Genomic DNA, 23393 nt, shown 5'->3' on the forward strand with positions numbered 1-23393 from the left:
AGAGCGCTTCGTTCACACCGAAGAGGTCACTGGTTCGAACCCAGTATCGCCCACCCGGAACCGGCGGCCCGTCTGCGATCACGCGGACGGGCCGCCGGCGTATGTACGGGGCGCCGGGGAGCGCGGTGACGATCCGTTACTTCTGAGTGCGGCGTCGGCGATCGCGCCGAGAAGTCGACCACCCGTCCCGTTCTTCCCGAAGAAGTATTTGAGGATCAAGGAGAAGGCCGACTTCCGGGACTATGTCCCATTCCGGGAGAAGTTCCGGACGTTGCCTCCGGAGGAAATCCCCGGACCTTTTCCAAAACGCCGTCACCTTTCTTCACGGGTACGGAAGGAGAGATCCCGAACCGGCGGGCGCCCGGTCCAGACTCGTCCCATGGACTGGACCCACTACCGCTTCCGCACCTGGTGGACCCTGCCCGCACCGCCCGACGCCGTCTACCGGGCACTGGAACGGGTCGAGGACTACCCCCGCTGGTGGCGGCAGGTGCGCGAGGTGACCCGGACCGACGCGGCGACCGGCGTGATCCGGATCCGCTCCCTCCTGCCCTACGACCTGACCTTCACCGCGCGCGAGGTACGCCGCGACCCGGCCGCCGGAGTCCTGGAGGCCGTGCTCACCGGGGACGTCGACGGCTGGGCGCGCTGGACGCTCACCGCGCACGGCACCGGCACCCTCGCCCGCTACGACCAGGTCGTCGACGTGAACAAACCGCTGCTCAGGCGGTTCGCCGTGCCCGGCCGGCCCCTCTTTCGCGCGAACCACCGGCTGATGATGCGAGCCGGACGACGCGGACTGGCCGCACACCTGGAAGCGGTTTGAACGAACGCCCCGCAGACCTGTATGGTTCAGTGCGTTCCCGGGCGATTAGCTCAGTGGGAGAGCGCTTCGTTCACACCGAAGAGGTCACTGGTTCGAACCCAGTATCGCCCACCGGGTAAGGCCGGTCCGCACAGGCGGACCGGCCTTTTCTCATGCCTACGCGGCCGCCGCCGGCAGGTCCGGACGCAGCGGCCACGACGGGTCCACCGTCTCCTCCGTCCCGCTGCGCGCGAACCACGCCTGAAGACCGCGGGCCTGCGCCGCGTGCCATCCCGTCTGCAGCGTGTGCAGTTCCGCCGGGGTCAGCCGCTCCAGGCGGGCCGCGAACCGGCGGCCGAGCGCGCGGACCACTTCCATCGCGGCCAGGGCGTCCGCCGCCGCGTCGTGCGCGTCCTGCAGGGCCACGCCGTAGTGCGCGCACAGATCGGTGAGGGTGCGCCTGCCCTTGCGGTAGCGGTCGAGATGCTTGTCCAGCACCCGCGGATCCAGCACCCGCAGCGACGACGCCTCGAACCAGTGGTCCAGCGACGAGGCCCGATGGCGACGCAACTCCCGGTCCAGCAGCGTCAGATCGAACGGCGCGTTCATCACCACCAGCGGCCGCCCCAGAGCGGCCTGCTCCGCCAGCTCCTCGGCCAGCTCGTGCATCACCGGCGCCGGCCAGCGCCCGTTGCGCTGGAGATGCTCGTCGGTCAGCCCGTGCACCGCCGTCGCCGCCTCCGGAACCGGCACGCCCGGATTCACCAGCCAGCGGTGAACCCGCGGCCGGAAGGCCGGGCCGTCCTGGACGACGACGGCGGCCGACACGATGCGGTCGGTCTCGACGTCGACGCCCGTCGTCTCCGTGTCGAACGCGGCCAGAGGCCCCTCGTACCAGCACGTCATACGCCCACAACTCCTCCGTCCACCTGGGCAGCTGACGCGGCGTCTCCTGCGTTCGCCTTCTGCCCGTTTGGTGATACCCGGGCTGTTTGCGCCGTACGCCGGAAGGACACAACAGGAGTGCGGGTCTTTGCAGTTCACGCGCCCGCAGCGGGGATTCACCAATCGTGGAAGGCTGTTGGTCATGGTGATGGCGCAGCCCGAGCGGGGCGGGCTGCTGCCCGAGCGCGCGAGCGCCCCACGGGGCACACTCGCCACCACCGCCTGCATGGAGACACTTCAGGTGGGCTATCTGCACGCGGTCGCCGCGGCGGCCGGCTGCTCGCTGTCGCAGCCCTTCCCCGACAACGGCATCGACTGGCACGTCAGCCACAGCGCCCCCGGACACACCGTCGACGACGAGGTGACCATCAAGGTGCAGCTGAAGTGCACCTACCAGGTACCGCCCAACCCCCCGGGCCGGTTCTTCTCCTTCACGCTGGACAACGCCCACCTGGCGAAACTCGCCCGCACCCCGGTCTCGGTGCACAAGATCCTCGTCGTGATGATCGTGCCCCGGTCGCAGGACCAGTGGCTGCGCGCCGGCCATGACCGGCTCGACCTCAGGCACTGCTGCTACTGGGTCAACCTCGCCGGCCACCCCCTCACCGGCCGGCACCGCACCACCGTGCGGATCCCGACCTCGCGCATCTTCGACGACCGGGCCCTGTGCGAGATCATGACGCGGGTCGGGACGGGAGGCAGACCATGACGCACCGCCCCCTCGACGAACCGCTGCGACCGGTGCGGCCGCACCCCGTCGACGCCCACCGCAACCGCCTTCCCGCGCCCTCCGACGTCGACCCCGCCGTCCTCGGGACCCTGCTGCGCCGGCACGGCTGGCAGCGGCGCGGCGGCGCCGCCGGCCGCTACGGCCGCTGGACCCCGCCCGGCCCCGGCGGTGCCGGCACCAGCCTGCTCGTGCCCGAGAGCCGCGCCTTCCCCGACAGCGACGACCTGCTCGGCGAGGCGCTGGACGCCCTCGCCCGCAGCGGCATGCCCTCCGCGCGCGAGGTACTGGTCGCGCTCACCCTGCCCAGCGACGAGATCCGCTGGTGGCGGGATGTACCGGAGGGGCCGGCCGACGCCGCCGGCTGGACCGTCGAGGAACGGCTGCGCGCCGCCGCCCGGCAGATGCTGCTCGCCGCCGCGCTCGCCACATGCGCGCGTGCCGGCTACCACGGCGCCCGCCACCGGCGCTCGGCCGCCGCCTGCCTGGACCACGTCCTCGTCGGCTCCGCCGCCGACGGCCGCGGCCTGACCGCCTTCGTCCCCGTCGACCCCGGACGCCCCCTCGCCGTATGCCTCCACCAGGCCCTGTACGCCGTCCGCGAGGCCGTCGACTACCGCCGGGCCACCGGCGCCATGGACGCCTTCGACGGTGCCGTCCGCGCGGGCGCCAGCCGTGAACTCACCGAGGCCGTCGCCGCCCTCGTCCGCGGCACCGAGGGCGCGCGGGTCGATGTCGAGTGGGCGCCCGCCGCGGGTGTCCCCGAGGCCTGCGCGGCCGCCGCCGAGGCCGTCGAGTTCTCGCCGGGCGACCTGCCCGTGCTCCGCGAGGCCGGCGCCCGCTATCTGCGCGCCGAACCGTCGGTGCCCGCGCGGATCACCGGCACCGTGGTGCGGATGCGCAGAGCGCAGCCGCGCGGCGAGGGCACCGTACGGCTGCGGGTGCTCGCGGGCGCCGAAGTGCCGTACGTGCGCGCGACCCTGGACGAGGAGGACTACCGCATCGCCGGGCACGCCCACCTCGTCGGACTGCCCGTGCGCGTGCTCGGACGGCTGGAGAGCCGCGGTGGCTTCCGCCGGCTCACGGGCGCCTCCGGCGTCGTACCCGTTCAGGTGGACGACGAGGAGCGGGACCGGCTGATGAAGTCGTTGCAGGAGAACGCCAAGGACAGGGACTATTTCGAGGAGGCGTGCGGCGGGGACGACCACGACTGAGGCGAACGACTGCGACCGACCGTGGACCGTGCGTAATCGTTTCGCGGTCACGGGCCCGGGGTCGGTACGATCCCAGTCATGCGCGCGCTCCAGGTATGGCGCCGCACCCCACCTGCAGTCAGGAGAGACCGGTGTCAGACGTCCGTGTGATCATCCAACGCGATTCCGAGCGGGAAGAGCGCACGGTGACGACGGGCACCACGGCCGCCGACCTCTTCGCCGGCGAGCGCTCGATCGTCGCCGCGCGCGTCGGCGGCGAACTCAAGGACCTCGCCTACGAGGTCGAGGACGGCGAGACCGTCGAGGGCGTCGAGATCTCCTCCGAGGACGGCCTCAACATCCTGCGCCACTCCACCGCGCACGTCATGGCGCAGGCCGTGCAGGAGATCTTCCCCGAGGCCAAGCTGGGCATCGGCCCGCCGGTCAGGGACGGCTTCTACTACGACTTCGACGTCGAGAAGCCGTTCACGCCCGAGGATCTCAAGGCCATCGAGAAGAAGATGCAGGAGATCCAGAAGCGGGGCCAGCGCTTCTCCCGCCGCGCCGTCAGCGACGAGGCCGCCCGCGAGGAGCTGGCCGACGAGCCGTACAAGCTGGAGCTGATCGGCCTCAAGGGCTCCGCGTCGCACGACGACGGAGCGGACGTCGAGGTCGGCGCCGGCGAGCTGACGATCTACGACAACCTGGACGCCAAGACCGGCGAGCTGTGCTGGAAGGACCTCTGCCGCGGTCCCCACCTGCCCTCCACCCGGCTGATCCCGGCGTTCAAGCTGATGCGCAACGCCTCGGCGTACTGGCGCGGCAACGAGAAGAACAAGCAGCTCCAGCGCATCTACGGCACCGCCTGGCCGTCCAAGGACGAGCTGAAGGCGTACCTCGACTTCCTCGCCGAGGCCGAGAAGCGCGACCACCGCAAGCTGGGCAACGAGCTGGACCTGTTCTCCATCCCCGAGCAGATCGGCTCCGGTCTGGCGGTCTTCCACCCCAAGGGCGGCATCATCCGCCGAGTGATGGAGGACTACTCGCGCCGCCGCCACGAGGAGGAGGGCTACGAGTTCGTCTACACCCCGCACGCGACCAAGGGGAAGCTCTTCGAGACCTCGGGCCACCTGGACTGGTACGCCGAGGGCATGTACCCGCCCATGCAGCTCGACGAGGGCGTGGACTACTACCTCAAGCCCATGAACTGCCCGATGCACAACCTGATCTTCGACGCGCGCGGGCGGTCGTACCGGGAACTGCCCCTGCGGCTCTTCGAGTTCGGCACGGTCTACCGCTACGAGAAGTCGGGCGTCGTGCACGGCCTGACCCGTGCCCGCGGCTTCACCCAGGACGACGCGCACATCTACTGCACCCGCGAGCAGATGGCCGACGAGCTCGACAAGACGCTCACCTTCGTGCTGAACCTGCTGCGCGACTACGGCCTGACCGACTTCTACCTGGAGCTGTCCACCAAGGACCCGGAGAAGTACGTCGGCTCCGACGAGGTCTGGGAAGAGGCCACCGAGACCCTGCGCCAGGTCGGCGAGAAGCAGGGCCTGCAGCTGGTCCCGGACCCGGGCGGCGCGGCCTTCTACGGCCCGAAGATCTCCGTCCAGGTCAAGGACGCCATCGGCCGCACCTGGCAGATGTCGACGGTCCAGCTCGACTTCAACCTGCCCGAGCGCTTCGACCTGGAGTACACGGCCGCGGACGGCTCCAAGCAGCGCCCGGTCATGATCCACCGCGCGCTGTTCGGCAGCATCGAGCGGTTCTTCGCGGTGCTGCTCGAGCACTACGCGGGCGCGTTTCCGGCGTGGCTGGCGCCCGTGCAGGCGGTCGGCATCCCGGTCGGCGACGCCCACGTGGAGTACCTCCAGAAGTTCGCCGCGGACGCGAAGAAGAAGGGCCTGCGCGTCGAGGTGGACTCCTCCTCGGACCGCATGCAGAAGAAGATCAGGACGCATCAGAAGCTCAAGGTGCCGTTCATGATCATCGTCGGTGACGACGACATGAACGCGGGCACGGTGTCGTTCCGCTACCGCGACGGTTCGCAGGAGAACGGCATTCCGCGTGACGAGGCGCTGGCGAAGCTCCTCGACGTGGTGGAGCGCCGCGTACAGGTGTGATGCGGCGGCCACCGACACAGGCCTTCAGGCCCCCGGGGTATCCCCGGGGGCCTTTGCCTGTCCGCAGGTCGCACGCCATATGCTGCACGCATGACGAGTGAGCCGGAACAGCAGATCGGAGTGGGGACGCAGGACGCGTTCCAGCGCCTGTGGACGCCCCATCGGATGGCCTACATCCAGGGCGAGAACAAGCCGAGCGGCCCCGGTGCCGACGACGGCTGCCCCTTCTGCTCGATCCCGGCCAAGTCCGACGAGGACGGGCTGATCGTCCGGCGCGGCGAGCTGGTGTACGCGGTGCTCAATCTGTACCCCTACAACGGCGGCCACCTGATGACCGTGCCCTACCGCCACGTCGCCGACTACACGGACCTGACCGAGGCGGAGACCGCGGAGCTGGCGGAGCTGACCAAGCAGGCGATGCGGGCGCTGCGCGCCGCCTCCGGCGCCCATGGCTTCAACATCGGCATGAACCAGGGCACGGTCGCCGGCGCCGGTATCGCGGCCCATCTGCACCAGCACATCGTGCCCCGCTGGGGCGGTGACACGAACTTCATGCCGGTGGTCGGCCACACGAAGGTCCTGCCGCAGCTCCTCGCCGACACCCGCACGATGCTCGCGGAGGCCTGGCAGGCGTAGCCCGCACCGCGGGCGTACGCCTCACGCGTCGTAGGAGTCGGCCTTCTTCGGTGACACGTCCTGGACGGCGCCGCTGAGGACCGCGGAGCGGGAGCCGAACTTCTCGACGTTCACGCCGTTCTCCTTGAGGACCTTGAGCGCCGCGGCGTGCACCACCCGCAGCACGGGGGTGGCGGCGCGCAGCGCGTCGTCGGCCATGAAGCGGTGGCGCCAGGGCTGGTCGGCCCAGGCGTGCCGCAGCCCGAACGGCTCGGGCAGGGTGAGGCTGCCGCCGAGCCAGTTCAGCAGGGGCGGGTACCAGGACAGGGGGGCGCGGGCGGCGAGCCGTACCACCTCGTCGGCGTCGATCAGGGGCAGTTTCACCTTGCGGGTCTCCCAGAAGCGGAGCGCCTTCTGGACCGTCTTCTCCTTGGCCGCCGGTTTCTCGTTGAACAGGGGGTTGACCGGTCCGAGGGCGTGGCCGGTGACCTCGATGCGCAGGGTGTCGTGCAGCACCGTCACGGTGACCAGCATGGTGATCACCAGGTGGCCGTCCCAGAGGGTCCACTGCACGCCGAGGTAGTGGCGGTCGCCGCTGCCGAACTGCTGCTTGTTGCAGATGTCCTGCATGGCGTGCGTCTTGACCGTGTACGTCTCGACGTCGGCGCCGCTCGGCCGGGAGACCTCCTTGGCGTTCTCCCCGATCGGTGTGACGACCCAGTGGGTGACGGTCGGCTTGGGGAAGCCGCCGGTGTTGATGGAGGTGCGTTCCAGCATGGCCAGGCCGCCCTGGATCGCGGTGATGACGTCCCAGCTGCGGAAGGGGTGGAACTCCTTGCCCGGTTCGGCGGAGACCAGTTCCTCGGCCAGCTGCCAGCTGCCCCAGCGCGTGCCCATGCCGAGTATGCCCTTGGGGCCGGCGTAGAAGACGGAGTTGGAGCGCTGCTCGGCACTGAGCCGGGCGAGTTCCTTGCGTACTTGTTCGGCCGCGTCGCCGGGGTTGCCCGGTACGGCTTCGGGGATCTTGGCGCCCACGCCACCGCCGGTCAGGAGGCCTTCCCAGCGCTCCCGCAGTTCGCGCGCCGAGCGTTCGCAGATCTGCTTGGCCCAGAACCAGCCGATCACGGGCATGACGACCGCCGCGCGTGCGTACCACGCCCAGAAGTCGGTGAAGGGCATCTTGATCAGGAAGAGCACGGCGAGTGCGGCCATGGCGACCAGCAGGGTGTTGGCGAGGGCGCCGGCCCGTTTGTCCTCACGTTTGCCGATGGTGGCGCGCAGGGTGAACACGAGCAGCCACACGAGGAGGCCGGGCAGGAAGAGCGCCCCGCACAGTACGGTCACCGCCGTCAGCCAGTTGTCGCGGTCGCGGCGGATGCGGTGGGCGGCCAGGCAGTGCTCCACGACGACCTGGGGTTCGAGGCCGAAGGACTGGATGAGCGGTTTGCGCCCGGCGCCGAGCATGCGGTCGATCACCGCGCGGGAGAAGGCCTCGCCGAACCTGGGGCGGAAGATCTTCGCCCAGGGGCGCGGCAGGCTGACCTTGGACTGGTGCCATTCGTTGTCCGCGGCCAGGATCTTGGTCACTTCGTCGTCCCGGTAGGCGGCCGCGGCGAGCGAGTTGGTCGCCGCTGTCTGCCCCGCCGAGCCGGACAGGGGCACCTGAGCCCCGGGACTGAAATCGAATCCGTCCGTCACTTCCGCCCCCATTGCCGCCGCTCCTGCATCTGCGGCCTTCCCGACTTCCCTGCCCGGCACACCTGTTGATCAGGTCATCAGGGTATCGGCAGCCGAGCGCGCGGACAGGCGGACGGCCGGAGCCGTCCACCTGTTCGCAACGATGCGTTCCAGCGCCCTGGTTGTGCGCCGGGCGCGCCGACTATGAAGCTTCGCGCTCCTGTTGGCGTATCCGTTCGGCCACCTGGGGCGGCATCGGCTCGTGCCGTACGTACCTGCGGTCGAAGCGGGCCGTGCCGTGCGACAGGGAGCGCAGGTCGATCGCGTACCGGCCGATCTCGATCTCGGGCACCTCGGCGCGTATCAGGGTGCGGCCGCTGCCCACCTGTTCGGTGCCCAGTACCCGGCCGCGCCGTCCGGACAGGTCGCTCATCACGGGGCCCACATAGTCGTCGCCGACCAGCACGGTCACCTCGGCCACCGGTTCCAGCAGGTGGATCCGCGCGTCGGCCGCGGCTTCCCGCAGTGCGAGCGCGCCCGCGGTCTGGAAGGCCGCGTCGGAGGAGTCCACCGAGTGGGCCTTGCCGTCCAGCAGGGTGATCCGTACGTCGATCAGCGGGTGGCCGGCGGCGACGCCCCTGGCGGCCTGGGTCCGTACGCCCTTCTCCACCGAGGGGATGAACTGCCGTGGCACGGCTCCGCCGACGACCTTGTCCACGAACTCGATGCCCGAGCCGCCGGGCAGCGGCTCCACCTCGATCTCGCAGATGGCGTACTGGCCGTGGCCGCCGGACTGCTTGACGTGCCGTCCGCGCCCCGCGGACCGGTCCGCGAACGTCTCGCGCAGCGAGACCCGGTGCGGTACGACGTCGACCTGGACGCCGTAGCGGCTGCGCAGCCGTTCCAGGGCGACGTCGGCGTGGGCCTCGCCCAGGCACCACAGCACCACCTGGTGGGTGTCCTGGTTCTGCTCCAGGCGCATCGTCGGGTCCTCCGCGACCAGCCGGGCCAGGCCCTGGGAGAGCTTGTCCTCGTCGGGTTTGCTGTGGGCCTGGATGGCGAGCGGCAGCAGCGGGTCGGGCATCTGCCACGGCTCCATCAGCAGCGGGTCGTCCTTGGCGGAGAGCGTGTCGCCGGTCTCGGCGCGGCCCAGTTTCGCCACGCACGCGAGATCGCCGGCGATGACGTGCGTCACCGGGCGCTGCTGCTTGCCGAAGGGCGTGGACAGGGCGCCGACCCGCTCGTCGACGTCGTGGTCCTCGTGTCCGCGGTCGGCCAGGCCGTGTCCGGAGACGTGCACGGTCTCGTCGGGGCGCAGGGTGCCGGAGAAGACGCGGACCAGGGAGACGCGGCCGACGTACGGGTCGGAGGAGGTCTTGACGACCTCGGCGACCAGCGGCCCGTCCGGGTCGCACGGCCGCAGTTCGCGCGGGCCGCCGTCGATGGTGGTGACCGCGGGTGCCTCGTGCTCCAGCGGGGTGGGGAAGCCGCGGGTGATCAGGTCAAGGAGCTCCACGGTGCCGATGCCCTGCCTGGCGCCCTCGGCGGCGGGCGCGGCGGCCAGGACGGGGAAGAACGCCCCGCGCGCGACGGCCCGTTCCAGGTCCTCGATGAGCGTCTTGACGTCGACCTGTTCACCGCCGAGGTAGCGGTCCATGAGGGTCTCGTCCTCGCTCTCGGCGATGATGCCCTCGATCAGCCGGTTGCGGGCCTCCTCCAGCTGCGGCAGCTGGTCCTCGCCCGGTTCGGACTCCTTGCGCTCGCCGGAGGAGTAGTCGAACAGCTTCTGCGTCAGCAGTCCGACCAGACCGGTCGCGGGCGCGTGCCCGTCGGGTCCCTGCGGGCCGCGCAGCGGCAGGTAGAGCGGCAGGACGGCGTCGGGGTCGTCCGCGCCGAACGCCTCCGCGCACACCCGTGTCATCTCCTCGAAGTCCGCGCGCGCGGACTCCAGATGCGTGATCACGATGGCGCGGGGCATGCCGACGGCCGCGCACTCCTCCCAGACCACGCGGGTCGAGCCGTCCACGCCGTCGGAGGCCGAGACGACGAACAGGGCCGCGTCCGCGGCACGCAGACCGGCCCTGAGCTCCCCGACGAAGTCGGCGTAGCCGGGGGTGTCCAGCACGTTGATCTTGATGCCGTCCCATTCGACGGGTACCAGGGAGAGCTGCACCGAGCGCTGCTGCCGGTGCTCGATCTCGTCGTAGTCCGAGATGCTGCCGCCGTCCTCCACGCGGCCGGCGCGGTTCACCGCTCCTGCGGTCAGCGCGAGAGCCTCCACCAGGGTCGTCTTGCCCGATCCGGAGTGGCCGACCAGCACCACATTGCGTACGGATGCGGGATGGTCGGCCGCCCTTGCCCTGCCGGCGGCTCCGGGGTGGGTCTGCGTCTTGTCGCCCATGATCCTGCCTCCCGTTGAGGGTGAGGTCACTGTGGGCGCGGACACGCGGCACCGCGTGCACTGGCGGCTCCTGCGACGCCCGCGGTCCTTCGAGCTTTCCACTCCCGTCACGCTGCGTCCATACGAAGGACCCGATCCCGCTGTCCACCAGCGCTTGCGCACGCCCGGCCGCCGGTGCCCGCGGAGGTCGGGCGCCCGGCCGCCGCGCACGCGCGCGCGTGACTACGATGGGCCAGCCGGTGGCCAGCAGGGGCCGCCCGGCGACACCGACCCTCGGGAAGGCCATGCTGAACAAGTACGCGCGTGCATTCTTCACGCGTGTCCTCACACCGTTCGCCGCGTTTCTCATCCGCCGGGGCGTGAGCCCGGACACGGTCACGCTCATCGGGACCGCCGGAGTGGTCGCGGGTGCGCTGGTCTTCTACCCGCGGGGCGAGTTCTTCTGGGGCACGGTCGTGATCACGCTGTTCGTGTTCTCCGACCTCGTCGACGGCAACATGGCCCGCCAGCTCGGCCGCTCCAGCCGCTGGGGCGCTTTCCTGGACTCCACCCTCGACCGGGTCGCCGACGGCGCGATCTTCGGCGGTTTCGCCCTGTGGTACGCGGGTCATGGCAACGACAACGTGCTGTGCGCGGTGTCGATCTTCTGCCTGGCCAGCGGCCAGGTGGTGTCGTACACCAAGGCCCGCGGCGAGTCGATCGGCCTGCCGGTCGCCGTCAACGGGCTGGTCGAGCGTGCCGAGCGGCTGGTGATCTCGCTGGTCGCGGCCGGGTTCGCGGGCCTGCACAAGTTCGGGGTGCCGGGCATCCAGTACCTGCTGCCGATCGCCCTGTGGATCGTCGCCGCGGGCAGCCTGGTCACGCTGATCCAGCGGGTCGTCACGGTGCGCCGGGAGTCCGCCGAGGCGGAGGCCGCGGCGGCCCGGCGGGAGCAGGGGAGCGAGGCGGCGAAATGACCGTCCAGGAGCGGCTCACCGACGGGCTGTACGGCCTCGGCTGGGGCACCGTCAAGAAGCTCCCCGAACCGGTCGCCGCACGGCTCGGCCGCACGGTCGCCGACCTGGCCTGGCGGCAGCGGGGCAAGGGTGTGCGGCGGCTGGAGGGCAACTACGAGCGCGTGGTGCCCGACGCGACCCCCGAGCGCCTCGCCGAGCTGTCGCGCGCGGGGATGCGCTCGTACCTGCGCTACTGGATGGAGTCCTTCCGGCTGCCGGCCTGGAGTGCCGAGCGGATCAGGGCGGGCTTCGACCCCAAGGACCTGCACCACCTGACCGACGGCCTGGCGTCCGGCAAGGGCGTCGTCCTCGCCCTGCCCCACCTGGCCAACTGGGACCTGGCCGGCGCCTGGGTCACCACCGAGCTGAAGACGCCGTTCACGACGGTCGCCGAGCGGCTGAAGCCGGAGACGCTCTACGACCGGTTCGTCGCCTACCGCGAGGGCCTCGGCATGGAGGTCCTGCCGCACAGCGGCGGCTCCGCGTTCGGCACGCTGGCCCGGCGGCTGCGCGACGGCGGCCTGGTCTGCCTGGTCGCCGACCGAGACCTGTCCGCCTCCGGGGTGGAGGTGAGGTTCTTCGGCGAGACGGCCCGGATGCCCGCCGGTCCCGCCCTCCTCGCCCAGCAGACGGGAGCCCTGCTGCTGCCCGTCACCCTCTGGTACGACGACTCGCCCGTCATGCGGGGCCGTGTGCATCCTCCGGTCGACGTCCCCGGGACAGGTACGCGGGCCGAGAAGACGTCTGTCATGACACAGGCGCTGGCCGACGCCTTCGCCACGGGGATCGCCGAGCATCCGGAGGACTGGCACATGCTTCAGCGCTTGTGGCTCGCGGACCTGGATCCCGGACGGGATCCCGCGCACCCCGGGACGGCGACGGCGTGAGGATCGGCATCGTCTGCCCCTACTCGTGGGACGTGCCCGGTGGTGTGCAGTTCCACATCCGGGACCTGGCGGAGTACTTCATCGGCCTCGGCCACGAGGTGTCCGTCCTCGCCCCCGCGGACGACGACACCCCGCTGCCGCCCTACGTCGTCTCGGCCGGCCGGGCGGTCCCGGTGCCTTACAACGGCTCGGTGGCCCGGCTCAACTTCGGCCTCCTGTCGGCGGCCCGGGTGCGGCGCTGGCTGCACGAGGGCCGGTTCGACGTGATCCATATCCACGAGCCGACCTCGCCGTCGCTGGGCCTGCTGACCTGCTGGGCGGCCCAGGGCCCGATCGTCGCCACCTTCCACACCTCCAATCCCCGGTCGCGGGCGATGATCGCCGCGTACGCCATCCTCCAGGCGGCCCTGGAGAAGATCAGCGCGCGGATCGCGGTGAGCGAGTACGCCCGCCGCACCCTCGTCGAGCACCTCGGCGGCGACGCGGTGGTGATCCCCAACGGCGTCGACGTGGATTTCTTCGCCCAGGCCGAGCCCAAGGCCGAGTGGCAGGGGGACACGATCGGCTTCATCGGCCGCATCGACGAGCCCCGCAAGGGCCTGCCCGTGCTGATGAGGGCGCTGCCCGGGATCCTCGCCGCCCGGCCGGGGGCCCGTCTGCTGGTCGCGGGCCGCGGGGACGAGGAACAGGCCGTGGCGGACCTGCCGAGGGAACTGCGCTCGCGCGTGGAGTTCCTCGGCATGATCAGCGACGAGGACAAGGCGCGTCTCCTGCGCAGCGTCGACCTGTACGTGGCCCCGAACACCGGCGGGGAGAGCTTCGGCATCATCCTGGTCGAGGCCATGTCGGCCGGAGCCCCGGTCCTCGCCTCGGACCTGGACGCCTTCGCCCAGGTCCTGGACCAGGGCAAGGCCGGTGAACTCTTCGCCAACGAGGACGCCGACGCCCTCGCCGAAGCCGCCGTGCGCCTGCTGGCCGACCCGTCCCGCCGAGCCGAACTGCGCGAACGCGGCAGCACCCATGTGCGGCGCTTCGACTGGTCGACCGTCGGCGCCGACATCCTCTCCGTCTACGAGACGGTCACCGCCGGCGCCGCGGCCGTGGCCGCCGACGAACGCGCCACGGGGCTGCGGGCCCGCCTGGGCCTGGCCCGGGACTGACCTCGGCGGCTCGTCCGGGACGCAAGGCCCCGGCCATCCGGGCGTGGCGTCCCGGTAGCCTTGCCGCCCGTGACCGTAACGCTCATCTGGATTGTCGTCGCGCTCGTGGCCGTCGGGCTGTATCTGAGCTGGACGGCCGGGCGGCTGGACCGGCTGCACGCCCGTATCGACGCCGCGCGGGCCGCGCTGGACGCGCAGTTGCTGCGGCGGGCCTCGGTGGCGCAGGAACTGGCCACCTCCGGCGTGCTTGACCCGGCGGCCTCCATCGTGCTGTACGAGTCCGCGCACGCCGCGCGGCAGGCCGAGGAAGAGCAACGGGAGGTCGCGGAGAGCGAGTTGAGCCAGGCACTGCGGGCCGTGTTCGCCGAGGCCCAGCAGGTCGAGGCGGTGCGCGAGGCGCCCGGGGGAGAGGAGGCGGCGCACGAGCTGACCGAGGCCGTGCGCAGGGTGCCGATGGCCCGCCGCTTCCACAACGACGCCGTGGGAGCCGCCCGCCGGCTGCGCGAACACCGCAAGGTGCGGTGGTTCCGGCTGGCCGGACACGCCCCGTTCCCCATGGCCTTCGAGATGGACGACGAGCCGCCGACGGCCCTGGCGGAGCGGGCCGCCTGACCGGAACCAGTGGCGCTCTCTCGGGCGGTGCCGGGCGAAAAGGATCCACCGGGTTCCCATTGGCCCTTGCTCTGGACTGGTCCAATCCCGTTTCCTCAGTGGCGCACCACACCCTCTTCTCACCAAGTGAGGTCACCCGTGTCCACCACGATTTCCGACTCCGCCCAGACCCCCGAGACCGGTACAGCCCGTGTGAAGCGCGGCATGGCCGAGCAGCTCAAGGGCGGCGTGATCATGGACGTCGTCACGCCGGAGCAGGCGAAGATCGCCGAGGACGCGGGCGCCGTCGCGGTCATGGCCCTGGAGCGTGTCCCCGCCGACATCCGCAAGGACGGCGGCGTGGCCCGCATGTCCGACCCGGACATGATCGAGGGCATCATCGACGCCGTCTCCATCCCGGTCATGGCCAAGTCCCGCATCGGCCACTTCGTCGAGGCCCAGGTCCTTCAGTCGCTCGGCGTCGACTACATCGACGAGTCCGAGGTCCTCACCCCGGCCGACGAGGTCAACCACTCCGACAAGTGGGCCTTCACCACCCCCTTCGTCTGCGGCGCCACCAACCTCGGCGAGGCCCTGCGCCGGATCGCCGAGGGCGCCGCGATGATCCGCTCCAAGGGCGAGGCCGGCACCGGCAACGTCGTCGAGGCCGTCCGCCACCTGCGCCAGATCAAGAACGAGATCGCTCGCCTGCGCGGCTACGACAACCACGAGCTGTACGCCGCCGCCAAGGAGCTGCGCGCCCCGTACGAGCTGGTCAAGGAGGTCGCCGAGCTGGGCAAGCTCCCGGTCGTGCTGTTCTCCGCCGGCGGTGTGGCCACCCCCGCCGACGCCGCTCTGATGCGCCAGCTCGGCGCCGAGGGTGTCTTCGTCGGCTCCGGCATCTTCAAGTCCGGCGACCCGGCCAAGCGCGCCGCCGCCATCGTGAAGGCCACCACCTTCTACGACGATCCGAAGATCATCGCGGACGCGTCCCGCAACCTCGGCGAGGCCATGGTCGGCATCAACTGCGACACCCTCCCCGAGGCCGAGCGCTACGCCAACCGCGGCTGGTGAGCGGGCTCCAAGGGACCGCACGCAGAGAGAACCCCACGTACATGACCGACTCACCCGTCATAGGCGTCCTGGCCCTCCAGGGCGACGTACGGGAGCACCTCATCGCCCTGGCCGCGGCGGACGCCGTGGCCAGGCCGGTGCGGCGCCCCGAAGAGCTCGCCGAGGTCGACGGCCTCGTCCTCCCCGGCGGCGAGTCCACCACCATCTCCAAGCTGGCCGTCCTCTTCGGAGTGATGGACCCCCTCCGCGCGCGCGTGCGGGACGGCCTGCCTGTCTACGGCACGTGCGCCGGCATGATCATGCTCGCCGACAAGATCCTCGACCCGCGTTCGGGCCAGGAGACCATCGGCGGGATCGACATGATCGTGCGCCGCAACGCCTTCGGACGGCAGAACGAGTCCTTCGAGGCCGCCGTCGAGGTCAAGGGCGTTCTGGGAGATCCTGTGGAGGGCGTCTTCATCCGCGCCCCCTGGGTCGAGTCCGTCGGCGCCGGGGCCGAGGTGCTCGCCGAGCACGAGGGCCACATCGTCGCGGTCCGCCAGGGCAACGCGCTGGCCACGTCGTTCCACCCGGAGCTGACCGGCGACCACCGCGTGCACGCCCTGTTCGTCGACATGGTGCGCGCGAACCGGACACCGGAGTCCTTGTAGGATTCCTGCGTTCGTACGCAGACGGGTTACGCGAAGGAGACAGGCAGATGTCCGGCCACTCTAAATGGGCCACGACGAAGCACAAGAAGGCCGTCATCGATGCCAAGCGCGGCAAGCTCTTCGCGAAGCTGATCAAGAACATCGAGGTCGCGGCTCGCATGGGCGGCGTCGACCTGGACGGCAACCCGACGCTCTACGACGCCGTGCAGAAGGCCAAGAAGCAGTCGGTGCCGAACAAGAACATCGACTCGGCCATCAAGCGCGGCGGTGGCCTCGAGGCCGGCGGCGCCGACTACGAGACGATCATGTACGAGGGTTACGGGCCGAACGGTGTCGCGGTGCTCATCGAGTGCCTCACCGACAACCGCAACCGCGCCGCCTCCGACGTCCGCGTCGCCATGACCCGCAACGGCGGCTCCATGGCCGACCCGGGCTCGGTGTCGTACCTCTTCAACCGCAAGGGCGTCGTGATCGTCCCCAAGGACGAATTGTCGGAGGACGACGTCCTGACGGCCGTCCTGGACGCGGGCGCCGAGGAGGTCAACGACCTCGGCGAGTCCTTCGAGGTGCTCAGCGAGGCCACCGACCTGGTGGCGGTCCGCACCGCCCTCCAGGAGGCCGGCATCGACTACGACTCCGCCGAGGCCAACTTCGTCCCCACCATGCAGGTGGAGCTGGACGAGGAGGGCGCCAAGAAGATCTTCAAGCTGATCGACGCGCTCGAGGACAGCGACGACGTGCAGAACGTCTTCGCCAACTTCGACGTCAGCGACGAGATCATGGAGAAGGTCGAGGCGTAACCGCCGCCGCGGATCGCCTGGGCTTGTACGGGCCGGTGGGACATTCCCGCCGGCCCGCCGTCGTTGTCGGTGGCAGCGGATAGCCTGGCGTCAGGCAAAGATCACCACCACGGACCGCGACCATGTCACGAGGGGAGGGGACACGCGTGCGCGTACTGGGAGTCGACCCCGGACTGACCCGCTGCGGCGTCGGTGTCGTCGAGGGAGTCGCGGGCCGGCCGCTGACCATGCTCGGCGTCGGCGTCGTCCGCACCCCCGCGGACGCCGACCTCAGCCACCGCCTGGTCGCCGTCGAGCAGGGGATAGAGCGGTGGCTGGACGAGCACCGCCCCGAATACGTGGCGGTGGAACGCGTGTTCAGCCAGCACAACGTGCGCACGGTGATGGGCACCGCCCAGGCCAGCGCCGTGGCGATGCTCTGCGCGGCCCGCCGCGGCATCCCGGTCGTCCTGCACACCCCCAGCGAGGTCAAGGCCGCCGTCACCGGCAGCGGCCGTGCCGACAAGGCGCAGGTCGGCGCCATGGTCACCCGCCTGCTGCGGCTCGCCGCGCCTCCCAAGCCGGCCGACGCCGCCGACGCTCTCGCCCTGGCCATCTGCCACATCTGGCGAGCCCCCGCCCAGAACCGGCTCCAGCAGGCCGTCGCCGCGCACGCGGCCGGACAACCCTCGACAACGAAAGGCCGTACGGCATGATCGCCTTCGTCAGCGGCACGGTCGCAGCCCTCGCCCCCGACGCCGCGGTGGTCGAGGTCGGCGGTGTCGGCATGGCCGTGCAGTGCACCCCGAACACGCTGTCCACGCTCCGCCTCGGCCGGCCGGCCAGGCTCGCCACGTCCCTCGTCGTGCGGGAGGACTCGCTGACCCTGTACGGCTTCGCGGACGACGACGAGCGCCAGGTCTTCGAGCTGCTGCAGACCGCCAGCGGGGTGGGACCGCGGCTCGCCCAGGCGATGCTGGCCGTGCACACGCCCGACGCCCTGCGCCGGGCCGTCGCCACCGGAGACGAGAAGGCCCTCACCGCCGTCCCGGGCATCGGCAAGAAGGGTGCCCAGAAGCTTCTGCTGGAGCTCAAGGACCGGCTCGGCGAGCCCGTCGGCGCACCCGTCGTCGGCGCGCCGGTCACCCAGGGCTGGCGCGACCAGCTGCACGCGGCGCTGATCGGCCTCGGATACGCCACCCGCGAGGCCGACGAGGCGGTGACCGCCGTGGCACCCCAGGCCGAGGCCGCCGGGGGCACGCCCCAGGTGGGCCGGTTGCTCAAGGCGGCCCTGCAGACCCTGAACCGAGCCCGCTGAGCCAGGAGTACGTGAGTGAACTGGGACGACACGACCGACACGCCCGCCGCCGAGGAGCGTGTCGGCCCCGGGGCGGACCGGCTGGTGGGTTCCGCCGCCGACGGTGAGGACCAGGCCGTCGAGGCCGCCCTGCGCCCCAAGGACCTGGACGAGTTCATCGGCCAGGAGAAGGTCCGCGAACAGCTCGACCTCGTGCTGCGCGCCGCCCGGGCGCGCGGCGCCACCGCCGACCACGTGCTGCTGTCCGGCGCCCCCGGCCTGGGCAAGACCACCCTGTCCATGATCATCGCGGCCGAGATGGGCGCCCCCATCCGCATCACCTCGGGTCCCGCCATCCAGCACGCCGGCGACCTCGCGGCCATCCTGTCCTCCCTCCAGGAGGGCGAGGTGCTCTTCCTCGACGAGATCCACCGCATGTCCAGGCCCGCCGAGGAGATGCTCTACATGGCGATGGAGGACTTCCGGGTCGACGTGATCGTCGGCAAGGGCCCCGGCGCCACCGCCATCCCGCTCGAACTGCCCCCGTTCACACTCGTGGGCGCCACGACACGCGCGGGCCTGCTGCCGCCCCCGCTGCGCGACCGCTTCGGCTTCACCGCGCACATGGAGTTCTACGGGCCCGCGGAGCTGGAGCGCGTCGTCCACCGCTCGGCGAGCCTCCTCGACGTCCGGATCGACACCGACGGGGCAGCCGAGATCGCCGGCCGCTCCCGGGGCACCCCGCGCATCGCCAACCGCCTGCTGCGCCGCGTCCGCGACTACGCGCAGGTCAAGGCCGACGGGACCATCACGCGCGAGATCGCCGCCGCGGCCCTGGCGGTCTACGAGGTGGACGCCCGCGGCCTCGACCGGCTCGACCGGGCGGTCCTCGAGGCTCTGCTGAAGCTCTTCGGCGGCGGCCCGGTCGGCCTGTCGACGCTCGCGGTCGCCGTGGGGGAGGAGCGCGAGACCGTCGAGGAGGTCGCCGAGCCGTTCCTCGTCCGCGAGGGCCTGCTCGCCCGCACTCCGCGCGGCCGTGTCGCCACCCCCGCCGCCTGGGCGCACCTCGGCCTCACCCCGCCCGGCTCGTCAGCTGCGGGAAACGGACAACAGGGCCTGTTCGGGGCGTGACGGCTGGGGTATTGGCCCGGGAAGGAACCCAGGTGTCATGCTGAGCGTTGTTCCTTGCATGCGGACTCGCCTAGACTCCGCCGATGCCGCCTTTGTAGGCAGTACACATACCCCCAACCAATCAGGCCGCTCCCCATCGCGGTCGTGTGAAGGAAGTTCCGACCCGTGAGTCTCGTGACCCTCCTCCCGTTCATCGTGCTCATCGGGGCCATGTTCCTGATGACCCGGTCGGCCAAGAAGAAGCAGCAGCAGGCCGCGGACATGCGCGACCAGATGCAGCCCGGCAGTGGTGTCCGCACCATCGGGGGCATGTACGCCACGGTCAAGGAGGTCAACGACGACACGGTCCTCCTCGACGCGGGCCCGGGCGTTGAGCTGCTGTTCGCCAAGAACGCGATCGCGACCGTCCTGAGCGACGACGAGTACAACCGCATCGTCCACGGCATCGAGCACGACCTGAAGTCCGACGCCGACCTCGTCCCCGACGACGCCTCCTCCCTCACCGGTACCGACGAGTCCGCCGACACCGACGGCGCCTCCGACGACAAGCCCATCGACCTCGGCAAGAAGGACGCGGCCGAGGAGCCGGCCGACGCGGCCGAGGCGAAGGCGGAGGACGAGCCGAAGAAGACCGACGGCGACTCCGAGGCGAAGTAGTCACCACCCAGGGCGCGCGGCACGACCTGCGCGCGCCCTGGGATGCGTTCACTTCGTGCGGGATTCCGACACCATGTGATGGCCGTCGCCGAGCTGACCCGGCGCGGGACGGCCCGAGAGGGAGTAGCTAAAAGGTGGCTGTATCCAAAAAGGGACGCAGTGCGAGCGCCCAGAGCAAGCCGGGGCGCTCGCTGGCCCTCATTCTGTTCGCCATTGTGGCGCTCACCGGAGGCATGTTCGTCACCGGCAACACCGCTCCGCGCCTGGGCATCGACCTGGCCGGCGGTACGAGCATCACGTTGCGGGCGGTACCGGAGCGCGGTCAGGAATCCGCGATCAACAAGGCCAACATGGACACGGCCGTCAACATCATGGAACGCCGTGTCAATGGTCTCGGTGTGTCGGAGGCCGAGGTCCAGACCCAGGGGAATGACAACATTATTGTCAACATCCCCAAGGGCACCAACTCCAAGCAGGCCCGGGACCAGGTCGGCACCACCGCGAAGCTGTACTTCCGTCCGGTCCTCGCCACCGACATCAGCGGCGCCGCCCCGGCCGAGCCGTCGCCCAGCACCTCTCACAAGGCGACCGACAAGTCCACCGGCAAGGCGACGCCCTCCGGTTCCCCGACTCCTTCGGCGAGCGAGACCAAGCAGGGCCGCCCGGTCACCGACGCCCTCAAGGCGGACGCCACCCCGTCCGCGAGTGTCTCCCCGGCCAGCCCGAAGGCCTCGGCGAGCCCGTCGGCCCCCGCCAGCGCCGCCCCGTCCCCGAGCGGCGGCTCCGGTGACGCGAACAGCAAGCTCCAGGCCCAGTACGCCGCCCTGGACTGCAGCAAGCAGGGCGTGCGCGCCACCGCCGGCAAGGGCGTGCTGCCCACCGAGTCGACCGTCGCCTGCGGCCAGAACTCGCAGGGCCAGTGGCAGAAGTACCTGCTCGGCCCCGCCGAGGTGGACGGCACCGACGTCGACAAAGCGCAGGCGGTCTTCGACACGCAGGGTGCCTCCGGCTGGATCGTCCAGCTCGACTTCACGAGCAAGGGCGGCAAGAAGTTCGCGGACATCACCGGCAGGCTGGCTCAGAACCAGTCCCCGCAGAACCAGTTCGCCATCGTCCTGGACGGCGACGTGGTCTCGGACCCGTACGTGCGCAGCGCCATCACCGGTGGCAACGCCCAGATCTCGGGCAGTTTCGACCAGCAGTCCGCTCAGAGCCTCGCCAACATGCTGTCCTACGGCTCTCTGCCGCTGACCTTCAAGGAGGACAGCGTCACCACCGTGACCGCCGCGCTCGGCGGCGAGCAGTTGCACGCCGGTCTGATCGCGGGCGCCATCGGCCTGGCCCTGGTCGTGATCTACCTGGTGGTCTACTACCGCGGCCTGGCGATGATCGCCATCACTTCGCTGATGGTCTCCGCGATGCTGACGTACACCCTCATGTCGTTGCTCGGCCCGACCATCGGCTTCGCGCTGAACCTGCCGGCCGTGTGCGGCGCGATCGTCGCCATCGGCATCACAGCGGACTCGTTCATCGTGTTCTTCGAACGCATAAGGGACGAGATCCGAGAGGGCCGCTCGCTGCGCCCCTCCGTCGAGCGCGGCTGGCCGCGGGCCCGACGCACTGTCCTGGTCTCCGACTTCGTGTCGTTCCTGGCTGCCGCGGTGCTCTTCATCGTCACCGTCGGCAAGGTCCAGGGCTTCGCTTTCACGCTCGGCCTGACCACCCTGCTCGACGTCGTGGTCATCTTCCTGTTCACCAAGCCGCTGATGACGATTCTCGCCCGTCGGAAGTTCTTCGCGAGTGGCCACAGCTGGTCGGGACTGGATCCCAAGCGCCTGGGCGCCAAGCCTCCGCTGCGCCGCACCCGTCGTCCCTCCGCCCCCATCGAGACGAAGGAGGCGTGAGGTGTCCAAACTCGGCAACCTCGGCGCCCGACTGCACCACGGCGAGGTCGGCTACGACTTCATCAAGAACCGCAAGATCTGGTACGGCGTCTCCATCCTGATCACCATCACGGCCATCCTGGGCCTGGCGGTGCGTGGCCTGAACATGGGCATCGAGTTCCAGGGCGGAGCGGTCTTCACCACGCCGAAGCACATGAGCACGTCGGTGGCCCAGGCGGAGAGCTACGCCCACGACGCCTCCTCCGGCGCGGAGTCGATCGTGCAGAAGCTCGGTGACGGCACCCTGCGCATCCAGATCGCCGGCATCGAGACCGGCAAGTCCGACCAGATCAAGGAAGCTCTGGCCAAGGACCTGAAGGTCAATCCGGAGCACATCAACGCCGACCTGGTCGGTCCCAGCTGGGGTGAGCAGATCGCCAACAAGGCCTGGCAGGGCCTGGGGATCTTCATGGTCCTGGTCGTGATCTACCTGGCGATCGCGTTCGAGTGGCGTATGGCGCTGGCCGCGCTCGTCGCGCTGATCCACGACCTGACGATCACCACCGGCGTCTACGCCCTCGTCGGCTTCGAGGTCACGCCGGGCACGGTGATCGGTCTGCTGACGATCCTCGGTTACTCGCTCTACGACACGGTCGTCGTCTTCGACAGCCTCAAGGAGCAGACGAAGGACATCACCCGGCAGACCCGCTGGACGTACAGCGAGATCGCGAACCGCTCGATCAACGGCACGCTGATCCGTTCCATCAACACCACCGTGGTGGCGCTGCTGCCGGTGGCGGGCCTGCTGTTCATCGGCGGCGGTGTGCTCGGCGCGGGCATGCTGAACGACATCTCGCTGTCGCTGTTCGTCGGCCTCGCGGCCGGTGCGTACTCCTCGATCTTCATCGCCACGCCGCTCGTCGCCGACCTCAAGGAGCTCGAGCCGCAGATGAAGGCCCTCAAGAAGCGCGTGCTCGCCAAGCGGGCGCACGCGGCGGCGCAGGGTGAGCCCCTGGAGGCGGAGTCCGCCGGGGTCACCGCCGATGACGACACGGAGGACCCGGAGGACGCCACACCCGCCGTGGTGGGCCCGCGCAACCAGCCCGCCTCCCGTGGCCGGGGCCGCGGCCGACCCTCGGGGAAGCGACGATGACCGACGTCCAGGAGCTGCTGCTCAGCCGCATCCGTGATGTGGCCGACTATCCGTCGCCGGGGGTGATGTTCAAGGACATCACCCCGCTCCTGGCGGATCCGGCGGCGTTCACCGTCCTCACGGACGCGCTGGCGGAGGTCGGCACCCGGGAGGGGGCGACGAAGGTCGTCGGCCTGGAGGCCCGCGGCTTCATCCTCGGCGCCCCGGTCGCGCTCCGCGCGGGCCTCGGCTTCATCCCCGTGCGCAAGGCGGGCAAGCTTCCCGGAGCGACGCTGAGCCAGGCGTACGACCTGGAGTACGGCTCGGCGGAGATCGAGGTCCACGCGGAGGATCTGAGCGCGGGGGACCGTGTTCTGGTCGTCGACGACGTGCTCGCGACGGGTGGTACCGCGGAGGCGTCCATCCAGCTCATCCGGCGGGCGGGGGCCGAGGTCGCCGGTGTGGCGGTACTGATGGAACTCGGGTTCCTCGGTGGGCGGACGCGGTTGGAGCCGGCGCTGTCGGGGGCGCCGCTGGAGGCGCTCCTCCGCCTCTGACCAAGGTGGGCCTGGGGGTTGCTGCCCCAGGCCCCCTTTTTTTCGGGGGCTGCGCCCCGGCTTCGCCCACCCGTCCGCCCGTCTCGGTGGGTGGGGAGGGTCCCGTCC

The 23393-nt window shown here is 70.6% G+C and carries 22 protein-coding genes and 1 tRNA gene; 20 read left to right on the forward strand and 3 right to left on the reverse strand.

The window, feature by feature from the left end; translation table 11 throughout:
* The first annotated feature begins 379 nt into the window (after positions 1-379).
* On the forward strand, positions 380-826 hold the full coding sequence (locus ACWEK3_RS25150; RefSeq protein ID WP_453250652.1) for an SRPBCC family protein: 447 nt from the start codon (positions 380-382) through the stop codon (positions 824-826).
* Positions 827-865: 39 nt separating this feature from the next.
* Positions 866-937 (forward strand) — tRNA-Val (locus ACWEK3_RS25155).
* Between the two features lie 45 nt (positions 938-982).
* Here ACWEK3_RS25155 and ACWEK3_RS25160 read toward each other — a convergent pair.
* Positions 983-1711 carry a 3'-5' exonuclease gene (locus tag ACWEK3_RS25160; protein WP_390724347.1) on the reverse strand — a complete coding sequence of 243 codons (729 nt, stop codon included), beginning with the start codon at positions 1709-1711 and terminating at the stop codon, positions 983-985.
* A 181-nt stretch (positions 1712-1892) separates the two neighbouring features.
* On the opposite strand from ACWEK3_RS25160, the gene ACWEK3_RS25165 reads away from it, so the two are divergent.
* The 4 genes from ACWEK3_RS25165 to ACWEK3_RS25180 all read left to right on the forward strand — a co-directional run bounded on the left by ACWEK3_RS25165 (position 1893) and on the right by ACWEK3_RS25180 (position 6435).
* Positions 1893-2459, forward strand: coding sequence for a DUF4365 domain-containing protein (locus tag ACWEK3_RS25165; protein ID WP_390724346.1), 567 nt, complete (start codon positions 1893-1895; stop codon positions 2457-2459).
* Complete coding sequence (locus ACWEK3_RS25170) at positions 2456-3691, forward strand: hypothetical protein (protein WP_453250653.1); 1236 nt, start codon at positions 2456-2458, stop codon at positions 3689-3691. Before ACWEK3_RS25165 ends, ACWEK3_RS25170 begins: the two co-directional genes overlap by 4 nt.
* 131 nt (positions 3692-3822) lie before the next feature.
* On the forward strand, positions 3823-5799 hold the full coding sequence (gene thrS, locus ACWEK3_RS25175) for a threonine--tRNA ligase (RefSeq protein WP_365421909.1): 1977 nt from the start codon (positions 3823-3825) through the stop codon (positions 5797-5799).
* 90 nt (positions 5800-5889) lie between these two features.
* Positions 5890-6435 (forward strand): HIT family protein, encoded by a 546-nt coding sequence (locus ACWEK3_RS25180; RefSeq protein ID WP_365421907.1) that lies wholly within the window; start codon positions 5890-5892, stop codon positions 6433-6435.
* Positions 6436-6456: 21 nt separating this feature from the next.
* Here ACWEK3_RS25180 and ACWEK3_RS25185 read toward each other — a convergent pair whose 3' ends face one another.
* Positions 6457-8124 (reverse strand): hypothetical protein, encoded by a 1668-nt coding sequence (locus ACWEK3_RS25185; protein ID WP_450542016.1) that lies wholly within the window; start codon positions 8122-8124, stop codon positions 6457-6459.
* A 169-nt stretch (positions 8125-8293) separates the two neighbouring features.
* Entirely contained in the window at positions 8294-10492 is a 2199-nt protein-coding gene (locus ACWEK3_RS25190) for an elongation factor G-like protein EF-G2 (RefSeq protein WP_450542017.1), read from the reverse strand.
* Between the two features lie 227 nt (positions 10493-10719).
* On the opposite strand from ACWEK3_RS25190, the gene pgsA reads away from it, so the two are divergent.
* From pgsA to ACWEK3_RS25260, 14 genes are all read left to right on the forward strand, one after another.
* Entirely contained in the window at positions 10720-11448 is a 729-nt protein-coding gene (gene pgsA, locus ACWEK3_RS25195; RefSeq protein ID WP_361412882.1) for a phosphatidylinositol phosphate synthase, read from the forward strand.
* Entirely contained in the window at positions 11445-12374 is a 930-nt protein-coding gene (locus ACWEK3_RS25200) for a phosphatidylinositol mannoside acyltransferase (RefSeq protein WP_453250654.1), read from the forward strand. Before pgsA ends, ACWEK3_RS25200 begins: the two co-directional genes overlap by 4 nt.
* Positions 12371-13534 carry a glycosyltransferase family 4 protein gene (locus tag ACWEK3_RS25205; protein WP_453250655.1) on the forward strand — a complete coding sequence of 388 codons (1164 nt, stop codon included), beginning with the start codon at positions 12371-12373 and terminating at the stop codon, positions 13532-13534. Before ACWEK3_RS25200 ends, ACWEK3_RS25205 begins: the two co-directional genes overlap by 4 nt.
* Positions 13535-13603: 69 nt before the next feature.
* Positions 13604-14146, forward strand: a complete 543-nt coding sequence (locus ACWEK3_RS25210) for a LemA family protein (RefSeq protein WP_365421888.1) — start codon at positions 13604-13606, stop codon at positions 14144-14146.
* 204 nt (positions 14147-14350) lie between these two features.
* Positions 14351-15199, forward strand: a complete 849-nt coding sequence (gene pdxS, locus ACWEK3_RS25215) for a pyridoxal 5'-phosphate synthase lyase subunit PdxS (RefSeq protein ID WP_228918645.1) — start codon at positions 14351-14353, stop codon at positions 15197-15199.
* Between the two features lie 41 nt (positions 15200-15240).
* Positions 15241-15849, forward strand: a complete 609-nt coding sequence (gene pdxT / locus ACWEK3_RS25220) for a pyridoxal 5'-phosphate synthase glutaminase subunit PdxT (protein WP_450542023.1) — start codon at positions 15241-15243, stop codon at positions 15847-15849.
* 47 nt (positions 15850-15896) lie between these two features.
* Positions 15897-16649 carry a YebC/PmpR family DNA-binding transcriptional regulator gene (locus ACWEK3_RS25225; RefSeq protein WP_361412751.1) on the forward strand — a complete coding sequence of 251 codons (753 nt, stop codon included), beginning with the start codon at positions 15897-15899 and terminating at the stop codon, positions 16647-16649.
* 146 nt (positions 16650-16795) lie between these two features.
* Positions 16796-17344 (forward strand): crossover junction endodeoxyribonuclease RuvC, encoded by a 549-nt coding sequence (ruvC, locus tag ACWEK3_RS25230; protein ID WP_450542025.1) that lies wholly within the window; start codon positions 16796-16798, stop codon positions 17342-17344.
* On the forward strand, positions 17341-17946 hold the full coding sequence (gene ruvA, locus ACWEK3_RS25235) for a Holliday junction branch migration protein RuvA (protein WP_361412749.1): 606 nt from the start codon (positions 17341-17343) through the stop codon (positions 17944-17946). The genes ruvC and ruvA overlap by 4 nt, the downstream gene beginning before the upstream one ends.
* A 15-nt stretch (positions 17947-17961) precedes the next feature.
* A complete protein-coding gene (ruvB, locus tag ACWEK3_RS25240; RefSeq protein ID WP_365421875.1) occupies positions 17962-19056 on the forward strand; it encodes a Holliday junction branch migration DNA helicase RuvB in 1095 nt (364 codons plus the stop codon).
* A gap of 165 nt (positions 19057-19221) precedes the next feature.
* On the forward strand, positions 19222-19713 hold the full coding sequence (gene yajC, locus ACWEK3_RS25245; protein WP_384424716.1) for a preprotein translocase subunit YajC: 492 nt from the start codon (positions 19222-19224) through the stop codon (positions 19711-19713).
* A 134-nt stretch (positions 19714-19847) separates the two neighbouring features.
* Positions 19848-21617 carry a protein translocase subunit SecD gene (secD, locus tag ACWEK3_RS25250; RefSeq protein ID WP_453250656.1) on the forward strand — a complete coding sequence of 590 codons (1770 nt, stop codon included), beginning with the start codon at positions 19848-19850 and terminating at the stop codon, positions 21615-21617.
* A 1-nt stretch (position 21618) separates the two neighbouring features.
* The gene (secF, locus tag ACWEK3_RS25255; RefSeq protein WP_450542030.1) at positions 21619-22749 is read left to right on the forward strand and encodes a protein translocase subunit SecF; all 1131 of its coding nucleotides are present in this window, start codon (positions 21619-21621) and stop codon (positions 22747-22749) included.
* Positions 22746-23285, forward strand: a complete 540-nt coding sequence (locus ACWEK3_RS25260) for an adenine phosphoribosyltransferase (protein WP_141362739.1) — start codon at positions 22746-22748, stop codon at positions 23283-23285. The genes secF and ACWEK3_RS25260 overlap by 4 nt, the downstream gene beginning before the upstream one ends.
* Positions 23286-23393: the final 108 nt, after the last annotated feature.

The sequence above is a fragment of the Streptomyces sp. NPDC004721 genome (genome assembly GCF_053601495.1).